The sequence below is a fragment of the Yersinia canariae genome (genome assembly GCF_009831415.1).
GTDB classification, from domain to species: Bacteria; Pseudomonadota; Gammaproteobacteria; order Enterobacterales; family Enterobacteriaceae; genus Yersinia; species Yersinia canariae.
In genome coordinates, this window is record NZ_CP043727.1 from 4,074,978 (window position 1) to 4,088,198 (window position 13,221).

Sequence of the window (13,221 nt, forward strand, 5' to 3'; positions counted from 1 at the left end):
ATGAACTGGCTGAATCTGGCTTCATGGCTCCCCTGCACCGAGGTTGAGGGGCCGGGAAAACGCGCTGCTCTATGGGTTCAGGGCTGCGACAAACGCTGTGTCGGGTGCTGCAATCCCGGCTACCTGAAAATCATTGAGCGTGAAATTATTCACGCGAATACTATGATTGATCGTTTGCTCGCAGCCCATGAAGAATGGGGGCTAGAAGGGGTAACCTTTTTGGGAGGAGAACCTTTCCTCCAGGCGCAAGGGTTGGCAGCAGTGGCAGAAGGTGTCTCACACGCCGGGCTTTCGGTGATGGTATTCACTGGCTACACGATGGGTGAACTAAATGAACTCAATCTGCCTGGCACGCAGGCATTGCTGAAATGGACGGACGTGATAGTTGATGGCCCCTATCAGGCATCCAGCCCCGATCGGACACGTAAATGGGTCGGTTCTACGAACCAGCAGTTTCACTATTTAACCAACAGGTACAGCGAGTCGATAGAAGGCTCAACCCAGCCAGACCGCGCCATGGAATGGCGGATCAGCGGTGATGGCCGCATTGTGGTCAATGGCTGGCCTTATGCTATTAAATGACTGCCGTAGGTTCGAATAAGTCCGGGATAAACTACACAATCAGATCGCGTTAAGGTGCCGCGATCTGATTGTGTAGTTTAAGCCTTTGGATGCGGTCAGACCCATTATGACGCTTGCGGGTCGTTGGTAGGGTAGTACGCCTAACGGGAAGGGGTTCCAAGCATTAAAAAGTTACCGTTACTTGAATACAAACAAATCAGGCCTTTCCTCCATAAAAAAGGCCTGTCCTGTAAAAAACAAACTATCCCCGGCTACATCCAAAATTGCGGTCACCATCGCCAAAAAATTTTGTATCGAGTTTGGCCAGGTAATCGAGGCGATTCAATAAATTGTTGTATTCCGCTTCAAAATTAAAATCATTGATATCCAATATATAGCGACAATTTTCAGGGTAGTGAACTAATCCCGGATAATCATCCAACTCCAATCCTAGTGCGCTATACCATGCTCTTACAATCATCATTCGTAGATTACTTTCAGTTTCATAATCTCCCAAGTGATAATAAGCATCTTTATTAAAAAAAAGACAAATATGAAAATGGCATTTTCCTCCTTCAGAAAACTCCCGTACCCAAACATGACGAACACGGTTTGAATATATTCTTTTACCGTTATCTGCTCTGGCTTTCTCATTGGCCTCCAGCATGGCATTTAACGCATTACGGAAACGGGATATCGCTCCAGGCTCCATATTTGGGAAGCAGCAAACTGTATCTCCTCTATCTAAAATCGGGGGGTAATGGGCATCAACACGTAATGCCATTGTTCTAGGGAATTCACTTACAGCATCATTGACGACTCGTTCAATATGCTTTTTATAGGCGAGTACATGCTCACCATGCGATCCTGGGTATGAATTCATAGATTAAATCCTTATGTATATCCCTACAATACTATTTACTTTTAATGATTTAAATAGATACAAGCATTGCTTGATTGTAGGATAGATATAATATTAAAGATGATAGCAATATATTACCTATCCAACACTAAATTCATCAAAAAAGTTACATTACGTAACGCCAATGCTTTACCAATCCACTCTGCAATTAATTTAACTATAAATATTAAATTCGATATTAGCGGGCGCTATAAATACTGTTTTTCCTTTTTTAGCAGCGAGTATCCTTTTTTGAGAATATAGTGCACCTAACAACTCATTCACTTTATTACGATTTCGAAACCTACTGGGTCCATATTGCAGTATAGTGTTTTTCCTGATGTAGGGCACAAAGCACCGACAGCAATACTCTTTAATCCAGAAGTAAAGTTCATCCGCTTCTGAATTAACCAGTGTAAATCCCGTGGGATTAGAAACAAGTCGAATATACTCATCAACATACCAGGCACTGATCTCCACAGCCGCCTCCGTAGTCAGAAGAGATATATCACCTTCATCACCATTAAAGTAATGCAATAATGCCGCAATTCTTGCCATATTTTCAGCCATTTTAGAGGCATAATCTTTAAAATTAGACAGTGCTCCAAGAATCCCCATTTCCGACTCAACTTTATTATAAAATTCGAGCCAGCGTTTTTCAGCCTCAGGGGAGAAGTACAGACACTGACGTTCATTTTCATCATTTCTGGTAATACTCTCGTTAACGATCCCCATCAGTCGTAGATGAAATACCGGTAGATGCTCGCTTGAGACAACCGGGCTGGTAATTTGCCGGTAGCCCTGTGTTGAACCAGGCTGACACATCAAGCACCGTGCGAAGAATCCGATCCCTTTCGCTGTATCGCCTTTTCGTTCCAGATATCCTTTTTTAAGCACATCAGGCTGGACCATCAGTGCCAGCGTCATTCTGGCATCTTTGATTAATTTATCTGGTTCGCTTTTTCTTTCCACGGGAAACATTGCGCCATCCCACATTTTATTGATGAAAGGCAGTTCATTCAGCGCATAGCCGTTAAAAATGGTGCCAGCTTCATCAGACATAAGCCCGATAGACCGCCAGCGCCCACTGAGATAGTCTTTTATCGCCGCAGGTGTGGCATCATTGAATATCTGTCTGAACCTGACCGGTGCTTTCGGGTATGTTGCCAACAGCGCTTTCAGTCGTTCATTCGTTGTGGAATGTTCTTTGTTACGGGAAATCTCTGATTTCAGTTTTGACATCAAGGCTTTCTTTTCAACATTAAAAGCCGTTTCCTCATTCCGCCAGATAATCAGATCCTGGGTATATTTTTCAAACCATTCATCTTCCAGCTGATACAATGGCTTCATTAGCAGTTTGTCCACCGTACTTTTGCGTTCACCCGATTCCGCCAGTGTCAGTAAAAAAAGCGATACCGGGCTGCGCAGATTATTCAGTCTGCACACATCAATCCGGTTCTGGCAGGCAAGAGAAATAACCCCTAGTACTGATGCGGCAATCAAAGCCTGAGGAGCCTGCGTATGCTGTTCTACTTCGTAAACTGCATTTCTGATGATCTGTGGGAACACATGTACAGGAAAAGGACGACCACACAGCATAGATACCTCTCATTCAGTTAACGTTTAAAACGATTTCACTCATATTGCTATTCCGCTATTAATAGTAGAAATAGCAGGATGAACTCGGGTCATCCAAAAAATAAATGCAAAAAACACCTGATGTTAACGCTCACTGATCCAATACAGCAGGTCACTTAACAGCCACCCGCAGGATTTCAGACCAATAGACTTACGCAGTGGAAACTGACCGACTTGCTCTAGTTTCCAGGCCGTTGAACGGGATACAGATGTAATGTGCTGACGCTCTTTTTCACGTACGAGGCGATCATGAGGTTCGCCATTGTTGCGTAATACCTGTAAGCGTTCTTCTGATGTTGGACTGTTGAATTTTGCTTTCATACTGCCTCCTTTGTTTCGATGGATGCAGCATGGCTCAAGCAGGCGCTAATATAAAAGAAGTTGACGGCTTATTAAGGTGCACATTGCTTATTGTGGTGCTTACAGTGGCTTGATGTGGTTTTTACGGTGGCTTAATGTGGGAGCTTTAAGATACATTTGAGGCTTCTTAAATAGAATATTCGATGTGTTTACCGTTTTTCCTTTGCGTCATTACGTTTTTAGTAAAACCTGAAACATAAATATTGAAAAGGTTAAAAGAGAGATTCATTAAGAGATATATATTAATCATGCAACTCACAATAATGAAAAAATCTCATAAATACATTTTCCTCAATATTAACTTTTCCATTTATGGCTATGCTCTATATTAGCTTTGCATAATTAAGGATTAGTCAACAAAAAAGTTATTATAACTTTCCCACCATAGATTGCTGAGAATGATAAATATTAGAACTCATGAATAATGCTAACAAGTTTTTATATTTGCCATAAAAAATAAATTACTTGAAGTATCATTGAATTGATTTCAACCAGCGGCGAATAGTTTCCGGGCTGAATTCTCGTCCAGGTAATATATCCTTGGCATCCGAATTCAACATATTCGCGATTGGTGCAGCCTCAAGTTTACCATTTTTACTTTTATAGTATTTACTTAACATTATAAATATAGCATCCCGTTCTGCCTTAGATACCCTTTCTTTAGCCCCTTTAACAATTTCTTTAGCGTTCACATTTTGATCAACGTTACTTTCTGCTCCGGGAACTACTGACTTTATATTTTGAGGTGAAACCTCAACTGTACCTTCGGTAAATAAAGACTCATCTAAAACAGCTTCAATGTCAGGTCCAACAAAAAAGTCTTCTTTGAAAATTACAAAAGAATGATTAAAAAATAAAATATGATCACTTACATTGCCATTAATAATTACTGCTCCGGGAGTATTAATAATAGCATTACGTGAGGTTCCATTTGCAATATGATACCCTTCATTTGCAAAACGAGTTATTTTAGTTGGCTTTACTTCCCAAAAGCCATATGCCAGACCTTGGTAAGAAATATAAGATGAAACAATTTCATTTTGATCTTTATTTTTTTCAATTTCAAAATCTTGTGGATTTAGAGGAATAAAGACCCTGTAAACCGTTGAACCAAAAACGCTTTGGTACTCATCAGAACCTGAAGTAATATTTTCTATTTCCGAATTGTCATCCCCTTCGAATGTTCTTTTCAAGCAACATGGAACAGCATCTAATTTTACAAATAGCTTCCTCGAAAAATTCAACCAATCGCTTATAACTTTCGTAATAGATATATTTTCCCGTTCACATATGTCAGTGATTGAAAGGAAACTGTCAGTCTCGACTGCATTATTATTTTTGTTATCTAAAGTAAACAAACATCCCCCCACTAATTATATAATAAAGATAGCGCTTTTAACTATTACGTTTATCATACATGATTTCTATTAAGAGAAACATAAAAATACATCGTTTTTAGAATCAAAAAACAAATTCATTAATGTGAATTAAATCACAAACTGTATAAATTAATCTAAAAAAAATAGATGTGTATCATATGGTGGCAATTCAAGAATCACGCAACAGTCAAAAAATTCAGATGACTAGAAAACTCTTTGCCTTCTGCAGCGAATGGAGAATAAAGAACCAGAATTTTGGGCAAGACAAGCATACGCCGCCCTTCTAACTATTAATGATAACCTTGCTAGCATTCTCCTTCCGAACTAGAATCAGTGCAGTAAAAAGGGATCTCACATGACAAAAAAAACATCACATACTCAGATCACCAGGACTCAAATCTACCGTGCCGTCGCCAGCTCAACCGCGATCGAAACCGGTGTCTCTGTGCAAAAAATTGAGCAGCAACTCAAACAAAATCAGGCACAGGCAAAAGCCGTTGGCCTCGCCCGTTAATCTGGCAAGATGTCGCTCACCAGTTGCATCATAGGGCTGTAGTTCCCTGAGACACCCGCCTGTATTGCCTTGAAGTAAAACGCCTTGTGCTCATCCCACAGGCTGTAATCAAGTAAGCCCTTCCCTGCCAGAACCGACAGCACATCGCAAAGTAGCCGCGACAGACGCCCGTTACCTTCTCTGAATGGGTGGATCAAAATAAACTCCACATGGCATTCAGCCAGATAACTTACCAGCTCCAGACGAGCCAGGGATTTGAGTTCACCAGACCGAGAAAGAAACTGCTTCTCGAAGCCATCAAGCAGCAGCGGAATCCTGTCGGCAGCCGCAAACTGAAAGCCATCCTTAGTTAGGTTGGCATTACGCAGCCTCCCCGCCCAGTCGTACACATTCCCCAGCCATTGGCGATGCCACCTGCTGATGTGCTCAAAAGCCAGCGCCTCAGGCGGCTGGCCCTCAATAAATAGCTGCTCATACAGCATCAGCAGCAAGCCAGACTCCAGCGCCTCCATTTCCTGTTCATCAATAAATCCCAGCTTATTAGCCAGCACTAAGTCTCCAGAGCCCGGCTGATAGCGCTCCTCTGCAGAATTAAGCTCATATTTTGACAAGCTTTTACCTCCGCCCAAACAAGTTCACAACGTTGTTTTCCTGCTGCCGTTGATAGTTATTAACTCGGTCTTCCCAGATCTCAAGCGCCCTGCGCTTTTCAGTCAGGTAATCATAACGGTCATAGTGTTTCGAGCTGACATCATTCAGAGCGTGATTCTGAATACGGTCGCGGATCTCTTTGCTGATCCCCGCCTCCCCCATCAGAGTCTTACAGGTCCGACGTAAATCTCGCGCTGTGAAAACTTTAAACTCAGGATTAAAAGCCCGGAAATACATGATGGAACGCGCCAAGCTATCAGTACGTACCGGTCGATCTCCATTGGTCGAGAGTGGGAAGATATAGGGACTGTTGCTTTCCTTAGTCAGTTCTTTCACTGAGGCTAATTCCTGCAGTGCCGATTCAGTCAGCGGGATCAGATGCTCACGCTTGTTTTTCGATACATCTGCTATTACCAGCAACGTCTTTTGTTGCCAATCAATAGCACTCCACTGGCTGGCAATCATTTCAAACGGACGCTGCCCACCAGCATAAACACAGAAGCGAATCAGATGCTGCATCAGCGGCCCAACGTTGGTAGCCTCAGCGAACTGTTCCATGACAACACGCAACTCTTCCAGCGTTAACCATGTATCACCCACTTTTTCCGCCGAAGACTGTTTCGGTATGGCCGAGACCGGATTAACTTCAAGACCAAACGTGATACCTACGCTGGTATTCATCGGATCGTTATCAGCTTTCAGGCCGTAGTTAAATGCCGCCATCAGATACGAGCGAATCCGATTAGCATGCACCACCGCATCACGCTGGATAATGCCTGAGAGGATGGTTTTAATCTGCAGAGGTGTTACATCTTTCGCTTTGGTTTCTCGAGGGATAACCGTGTAGCACTCTTTTTCAAGACGCTTCAGAACATCAGCCCAGGTCCGCTTATTGTCGAGCTTCATCTTGTGAACGTAGCCATGCACCAGCTCTTCAAACGATCCTTGAGAGCGATGGATCTGCATAATGTGCTCTTCGGCCAGGCGTTGTTGCTCAAGCTCTTGTTGGGGCTCTTTTCCTTCAACAAGCCAGGCTCCATACTTTTTCGCCAACTCATTGGCCGTCACCAGCTTCATCTCAGGCCAGATGCCCAACTGGATGAACTTCTCTTTCTTCCCTTTCTCAACGTAATAACGGAAATAAAAAACTTTGCTGCCTGAAGGCTGAACCTTAACGCCAAGCCTGCCGGTGCCACGTTGAGCACTGTTGCTCCACACGTAGTACGACGTACTTTTTGTCTTCAATCCACGTATAGCAGTCTCGGTAAGATTAGCGGCCATGAGGTTACCTTTCTGAGGATAAGCGTTACCTGACCCAATGCCCATTTTGGGTCAGGTAATGGGTCAGGTAAGGATAGTACAATGGGGAAATGAGAGAACCAATCAGAAACAAAAATAACTTCATAACTGATTGATTATAGACAATTAAAAATACAAGCAGAGACAATGACGAACAACTAAAAACATACCAATTTTATGACTCATAATCGCTTGGTCACTGGTTCAAGTCCAGTAGGGGCCACCAAATTTTAGCTGTTAAATCAGTACATTAAGCCACTTTTAATCGAGTGGCTTTTTTGTTTTTAAAAATGATTGGCGGAAAAGTGGCGACAGCATTTTCCTCTCATCAAAGTGTACCGAGCTGTCATGCTCCTAAAACAGGCGCAAAAAGAGTCCACCTCCCTAAAGCTCCCAGCCTTTATTCATCGTCAGGCATTAACACAAGCTATAGAAAGGGTAATCCTACGCGGCCCAGTTGCCCCTAGATAAGAAGAAGCTATGTCGGCTCCAATTAACATCTCACCGGCTGTCACAGAGAGGCTGGAGTCCAATTTATGGATAGCAGTGAATAGTCGCATAAGTCCTCATTTTGCATATCAATCGTAATCTGCTGCTTGCTGAACTTATTTTTTAATCTGTAACTGTGCTATTTATTTTGGTATCAAAAAATAGATGTCAGTGCGACGGCGACCTCTTTGGTGTCTAGTCCCGGCCCCCAAGAATACGTGGCTTAACACTAGCGACCGCCTCAGCGGTGAACAGCGCTTTCAGACCGGCGTATTTACCGTTTTCGTCAGTGATGCCAATGATGTTGGAAACTGTCTGCGAGAGTTTGGTTTCTTCATCATCGCCGGCGCTGATTTCGACCACCGGTACACCATGATGGTAGTCACTCATCCGTTTAACTCAGTGGTTAAGAGATAAGTGTTATTGTCCGGCTGGTTTTAAGAAAGGTTATTTATTTGAATTGGTTAAGGTCTGGCACAACAGCAGGCAGCGGTAAAATCATCAAGCACGCAAAGTCGATGCAGCACTTATCCAGAAAGTGGTTTGATGTGTGGATTATCTGTCCACATTACCTAAAAATATTTTCAAACATATATCTGTCATAGGTAATATGCGATTCTGGGCATAAAAATACAAATTCTACCGTTGTTTTCGCGGTAAGTTGATGTGCAGTATTGGGATAAATGCAGAATACAGAACCTTTACTAAATTTATCTTCTCGGTGATTTTTTAAAATACCCTCTATAACAAAGGATTTACCTCATTATTCCCTATTCTGGCGATGGCTGGCGCGGGTCAGGTCGGGGCAGCGCTGGCGCTTTATGCGCGCTCGACGAAAGGTTCTGTCCTGCGTACACAAATTAAAGGGGCAATTTTCCCAGGATTACTGGGGATTGGTGAGCCACTGATTTATGGCGTAACTTTACCGCGCTTGAAACCTTTTATTACCGCTTGTTTAGGCGGCGCTGTCGGTGGCTTCTTTATTGGTCTTGTCGCCTGGTTAGGGCTGGCCGTGGGGCTAAATACTGTGTTTGGCCCTTCTGGATTGGTGTCGATTCCTCTGATGACCTCAGCCCAAGGGATTTTCGCTGGGATGTTGGTGTATGTGGTCGGTTTGCTTATCTCATATATAGCCGGTTTTACCCTGACGTGGTTTTTTGGCCACAAAGATATCGATTTAAGTTGATTTGAAGCTGCCCATTTTGGCCCTGCATCGCAGGGCCATTTATGACTAACGGCCTTTATATAAGTTATATCCCAACTGCTGAGCGACCGACGCCACCATTTTTTGGCCGCGAACACTATTGCCGATGGGGTCAAGTGGCGGTGAAAAAGCGGCAATCCCCATGACACCCGGCACTACTGCCAATATTCCGCCACCGACACCACTTTTCCCCGGTAAACCCACGGTATAGGCCCAATCCCCCGAGCTGCCGTACATCCCTTCCATGGTCATTTCAGCCAAAATAAACGGCGTATTTGAGGCTGTTAATACCTGTTTTTTTGTCACAGGATTTATGCCGCCGGCAGCAAAAGTTGCCCCAATTGTTGCCAGTTCAATGGTATTGAGCAAGGTTGAGCACTGACGGGTATAGACGTCACAGGCCTCCATAGGATCGCAATACATGGTTTGGGCCGAATAAAGCAGCCATGCAATCGCCCGATTGTGAAAATTGGTCGTTTGTTCAGAATGGTTAACCTCATCCGACAGTGCAATGGGCGCTCCCGCTAACTGTTGTTGAATATCCAGAATACGCGCCCAGCGCTCTTCCCGGCTGCTAGCTTTAATCGCACTCACTGTCGACATCGCCCCCGCATTCACTAACGGTGACAATGGCTTACCATTATGCAGTTCTAATGCAATCACAGAATTAAACGGCAAACCTGTAGGGTCTGCGCCTATCTTATCTTGTACTGCCTGTGGGCCAATATCCTCTAACGCCAGAGCAAGAGAGCAAACTTTCGAAATGGATTCCAAGGCAAAGCGGAAATCAGCATCACCTTGCGAAATAATATCGCCATCGACAGTGACAATTGCCACCGCAGCCAACTTACTGGGAACACTGGCCAAATAGGGAATATAGCTGGCATTCTCCCCACCAGCGAGTGTGGAATATTGCGAATAAGCATCCTTAACAACTTGATTCAGGCGAGCTAGGTCAATAGTCATAATGCTGACTCCAACACTTAATATTATTTAGCAGGGGGCCGAAGCCGCCCTGCATATAGAGGAAGGGTATTAACTGTTCGGTGTATCCGCAGGAGAAGCTTTATTTGCCGCCGCCGCGGTAACATCACCAGTATGTATCGCCGAGGTACTTGGGATCCCCGGATGACCATTTTCCGCTTGCCAAGTAAATGGGGCGAAATCACTATTAGCATCACGCCAGTGAGGTTTGCGGACGATATAAATCAAGAATGGCAATATGACAAAGAACAATGTGGCGGCAATCAAAATGCCAACATATTCTCTTGGGCTGCCCACCGAGATTTGGCTGGGTGGAATAAAGCTGAATACGAAAGCCAGAATTGAGCCAATAAGCCCCGCGCCACCAATGATCCACATACCAATTGTCCCACCAGGAATATGATACGGACGTGGACGATTCGCTTGGCTATAACGCAGATAAATAGCAGCACTGAACATCAACATATACATAATAAGATACAAAATAACGGTCATTTGACTCATTATTTGATACGCAGCCTGCACAGAAGGTAACACCACAAATAATATCGCTAACAAAGAAACAAGCAGTGCCTGTAGCAACAGAATGTGGGTCGCCATACCATTCTTATTGGTATGTTGCCACCAACGCGGCAAGTAACCCGCTTTAGCCACAACCAACAGCCCTGAAGACGGGCCGGCAACCCAAGTTACGACACCAGCCAAGACCCCAATAGCCAATGCAAAAGCGACAACTGGCCCCAACCATTCCAAATGAGCCCACTTAAACATATCGTCATATGCGACCAACAAACTCTGGGTCAGGCTAATATCAGACTGTGGAATAACAAAGGCAATCGCCAGAGTACCTAATACGAAAATAAGTACAGTCCCCACGGCGGAGAACATGATGGCAATAGGGTAATTTCTATTAGGGTTATCTACGTCTTTAACATGGATAGCATTCATTTCCATCCCGGCGTAGAACAAGAAAATACTCGCTGCCAGCACCACATTATCGAAGTTAGAAAAATCAGGAACCACCTGATCCCAAGCTAATTCTATTTGTGGTGCTCCACCGCCAATTAGGTAAGAAAAGCCTAACACAATCAAAATAATCGCAGGAATAATGGTACCGATAATACCGCCCCATTTCGAAACTTTGGCGAAAGTATCCACCCCTTTAAAAGCAATGAAAGTGGCTAGCCAATAAATAAATAGCACTATTCCTAATACAAAGAATTTATTGGCAGATAGGGCCTCGTCCCATCGTTGTTCAGGGCCAATAAAGGCGAGTGAGACTGCGGCAAATGTCAGTGCGGTTGGGAACCACACGGTCACTTCAATCCAAAGCATAAACATGGCGAGAAAAGCAAAACGTGGGCCAAAGGCTTCGCCAACCCAGCGAAATACCCCCCCTTTCTCAGGCCAACCGGTAGCCAGTTCTGCAGCCACTAATGATACTGGAATTAAGAAAAATACTGCGGCAAAGAGATAATAGAAAATAGAACTCAGACCATATTCAGCTTCTGCGGGTAATCCCCTGAGGCTAACAACGGCCACGATATTCATAATTGCCAGTGTAGCGATACTCAGCTTTTTTACTGGAGCAGCGGGTTTACCGGTGCCGGAGACATTATTCGGCATAATTTATCCACCTTATTCATGGGCATGACGCCACCTTGAAGGTTAATAATCAGAATAAAAATCACTATCCAGTTTAGGTATGACTAAAACTATTCTGGCTCGCCTCGCCCCCAAGAGATGGATGCTCACTCAGGTATTTTAGTGAGGATTTATAATCGTCGATTAATAACCCCGCGAAATCCATCTCGAATCCGCGACGGCACATAATGCGCATGACCACGACATCAGACATTTTTCCACTCAGAGTAAATGCTGGAACTTGCCAACCACGCAGTCTCAAACGCTCAGAAAGGTCATATAGGGTATACCCGACTTTAGCCCCTTCTTTGATTCGGAAACAAATAGCAGGAATACCCTCATATGGGCCGCCGCTACAATAGAATTCATAGGGCCCAAGTGGGGCAATCTCTTTAGCTAGGAATTCTGCCACCTGATAACAGGCGCTTTGTACCTTGGTATAGCCCTCACGCCCTAAACGTATAAATTCATAGTATTGGGAGATAACTTGCCCTGCCGGGCGCGAGAAGTTAATAGCAAAAGTGCCGACCTGGCCGCCAAGATAATCAACATTAAATATCAGCTCTTCAGGTAAGGCCGCAGCATCACGCCAAATAACCCAGCCACACCCCAAAGGTGCTAGCCCAAATTTATGGCCGGAAGTGCTAATTGATTTCACCCGGGGTAAACGGAAATCCCACTCAATATCAGGGGCAACAAAGGGGGCTAAAAAACCGCCACTCGCCGCATCAATATGCATATCAATATCAAGACCGGTATCTTTTTGCAGTTTATCCAATGCGTCATGCAAAGGTTTTGGTAACTCATAGTTGCCGGTGTAAGTCACACCGAAAGTGGGCACGACACCAATAGTATTTTCATCACACGCCTCAATCATCCGCTGTGGATCCATAAATAGCTGCCCCGGAATCATCGGAATTTCACGTATTTCGACATCCCAATAACGAGCAAATTTATGCCAGCAAACTTGTACTGGGCCACAGACAAAATTAGGTTTATCAGTGGGTTTACCTGCGGCTTCTCTTTTTTTGCGCCAGCGCCACTTCATGGCCATGCCACCCAACATGCACGCTTCTGAAGAACCAATCGTATTCGTCCCTACTCCTTGCCCGCCCTTTGGAGTCGGAGCATTCCACAAATCAGCCATCATGTTCACACAGCGCATATCTATCGCCGCTGATTGCGGATATTCTTCTTTATCAATCCAGTTTTTATTTATCGAAATATCCATCAGTTTATGGACATTATCGTCATCCCACGTCTGACAGAATGTGGCGAGGTTTTGTCGTGCATTACCATCAAGAAATAGCTCATCACTTATGATTTGAAAAGCAATATCCTCGCGCATCTCCTCTTTAGGGAACTCTTTATTTTCTGAAATATTACGAATCGCTTTAGAACCAAAGCGAGAGTCTAATAAATCCGAGCGATAATCATCCAAAGATTTTCTAGTCATTTCCTACCCCTATCCTAATTGAGATAAACGATCAATTAAAAGTTAGTGAAATCAAACAACTATAAAAATTAAAATTATTATTGAGCATAGAAAATATATCGATAGAACACTATTATGATTTCACATGCTAATAAACGTTAG

At 43.9% G+C, this 13,221-nt stretch carries 11 protein-coding genes and 2 pseudogenes; 3 read left to right on the plus strand and 10 right to left on the minus strand.

Going from position 1 to position 13,221, the window contains the following annotated elements; translation table 11 throughout:
• Positions 1-582, plus strand: a complete 582-nt coding sequence (locus F0T03_RS18655; RefSeq protein ID WP_050150660.1) for a 4Fe-4S single cluster domain-containing protein — start codon at positions 1-3, stop codon at positions 580-582.
• Positions 583-823: 241 nt separating this feature from the next.
• Here F0T03_RS18655 and F0T03_RS18660 read toward each other — a convergent pair whose 3' ends face one another.
• The 4 genes from F0T03_RS18660 to F0T03_RS18675 form a co-directional block, all read right to left on the minus strand.
• Entirely contained in the window at positions 824-1,444 is a 621-nt protein-coding gene (locus tag F0T03_RS18660; RefSeq protein ID WP_050150657.1) for an inovirus Gp2 family protein, read from the minus strand.
• A gap of 192 nt (positions 1,445-1,636) precedes the next feature.
• Positions 1,637-3,061 carry a YfjI family protein gene (locus F0T03_RS18665; protein WP_050150654.1) on the minus strand — a complete coding sequence of 475 codons (1,425 nt, stop codon included), beginning with the start codon at positions 3,059-3,061 and terminating at the stop codon, positions 1,637-1,639.
• A gap of 123 nt (positions 3,062-3,184) precedes the next feature.
• On the minus strand, positions 3,185-3,421 hold the full coding sequence (locus tag F0T03_RS18670) for a helix-turn-helix transcriptional regulator (RefSeq protein ID WP_046694510.1): 237 nt from the start codon (positions 3,419-3,421) through the stop codon (positions 3,185-3,187).
• A gap of 512 nt (positions 3,422-3,933) precedes the next feature.
• Positions 3,934-4,818 carry a hypothetical protein gene (locus F0T03_RS18675; RefSeq protein ID WP_159680034.1) on the minus strand — a complete coding sequence of 295 codons (885 nt, stop codon included), beginning with the start codon at positions 4,816-4,818 and terminating at the stop codon, positions 3,934-3,936.
• Positions 4,819-5,194: 376 nt separating this feature from the next.
• Between F0T03_RS18675 and F0T03_RS21565 the strand changes: the two genes are divergently transcribed.
• Positions 5,195-5,353, plus strand: a complete 159-nt coding sequence (locus tag F0T03_RS21565) for a hypothetical protein (protein WP_103161909.1) — start codon at positions 5,195-5,197, stop codon at positions 5,351-5,353.
• On the opposite strand, the gene F0T03_RS18685 is transcribed toward F0T03_RS21565, so the two are convergent.
• The 3 genes and pseudogenes from F0T03_RS18685 to F0T03_RS18695 all read right to left on the minus strand — a co-directional run.
• Positions 5,350-5,964 (minus strand): Fic/DOC family protein, encoded by a 615-nt coding sequence (locus tag F0T03_RS18685; RefSeq protein WP_172665411.1) that lies wholly within the window; start codon positions 5,962-5,964, stop codon positions 5,350-5,352. The two genes, F0T03_RS21565 and F0T03_RS18685, sit on opposite strands and share 4 nt — an antisense overlap.
• 4 nt (positions 5,965-5,968) lie before the next feature.
• Entirely contained in the window at positions 5,969-7,285 is a 1,317-nt protein-coding gene (locus F0T03_RS18690) for a tyrosine-type recombinase/integrase (RefSeq protein WP_050150645.1), read from the minus strand.
• Between the two features lie 667 nt (positions 7,286-7,952).
• Positions 7,953-8,152 (minus strand): annotated as a pseudogene (locus F0T03_RS18695) (hypothetical protein); the annotation flags it as partial.
• A 388-nt stretch (positions 8,153-8,540) separates the two neighbouring features.
• Between F0T03_RS18695 and F0T03_RS18700 the strand changes: the two are divergent.
• Positions 8,541-8,978: pseudogene (locus F0T03_RS18700) on the plus strand (PTS transporter subunit EIIC); the annotation flags it as partial.
• 45 nt (positions 8,979-9,023) lie between these two features.
• Here the strand turns inward: F0T03_RS18700 and glsA are convergent.
• The 3 genes from glsA to gad all read right to left on the minus strand — a co-directional run bounded on the left by glsA (position 9,024) and on the right by gad (position 13,080).
• Positions 9,024-9,962, minus strand: coding sequence for a glutaminase A (glsA, locus tag F0T03_RS18705; protein WP_159680036.1), 939 nt, complete (start codon positions 9,960-9,962; stop codon positions 9,024-9,026).
• Positions 9,963-10,031: 69 nt separating this feature from the next.
• Positions 10,032-11,606, minus strand: coding sequence for a glutamine/gamma-aminobutyrate antiporter GadC (gene gadC / locus F0T03_RS18710; protein WP_159680039.1), 1,575 nt, complete (start codon positions 11,604-11,606; stop codon positions 10,032-10,034).
• 73 nt (positions 11,607-11,679) lie between these two features.
• Positions 11,680-13,080: a glutamate decarboxylase gene (gad, locus tag F0T03_RS18715; protein ID WP_159680042.1), complete on the minus strand. Its 1,401-nt coding sequence runs from the start codon at positions 13,078-13,080 to the stop codon at positions 11,680-11,682.
• Between the last annotated feature and the right edge of the window lie 141 nt (positions 13,081-13,221).

Excerpts from the sequence above, each read along its gene's own strand:
- F0T03_RS21565 (WP_103161909.1), top strand. The coding sequence starts at position 5,195 with ATGACAAAAAAAACATCACATACTCAGATCACCAGGACTCAAATCTAC.
- F0T03_RS18690 (WP_050150645.1), bottom strand. The coding sequence starts at position 7,285 with ATGGCCGCTAATCTTACCGAGACTGCTATACGTGGATTGAAGACAAAA.
- gadC (WP_159680039.1), bottom strand. The coding sequence starts at position 11,606 with ATGCCGAATAATGTCTCCGGCACCGGTAAACCCGCTGCTCCAGTAAAA.
- F0T03_RS18670 (WP_046694510.1), bottom strand. The coding sequence starts at position 3,421 with ATGAAAGCAAAATTCAACAGTCCAACATCAGAAGAACGCTTACAGGTA.
- F0T03_RS18665 (WP_050150654.1), bottom strand. The coding sequence starts at position 3,061 with ATGCTGTGTGGTCGTCCTTTTCCTGTACATGTGTTCCCACAGATCATC.
- F0T03_RS18660 (WP_050150657.1), bottom strand. The coding sequence starts at position 1,444 with ATGAATTCATACCCAGGATCGCATGGTGAGCATGTACTCGCCTATAAA.
- F0T03_RS18655 (WP_050150660.1), top strand. The coding sequence starts at position 1 with ATGAACTGGCTGAATCTGGCTTCATGGCTCCCCTGCACCGAGGTTGAG.
- glsA (WP_159680036.1), bottom strand. The coding sequence starts at position 9,962 with ATGACTATTGACCTAGCTCGCCTGAATCAAGTTGTTAAGGATGCTTAT.
- gad (WP_159680042.1), bottom strand. The coding sequence starts at position 13,080 with ATGACTAGAAAATCTTTGGATGATTATCGCTCGGATTTATTAGACTCT.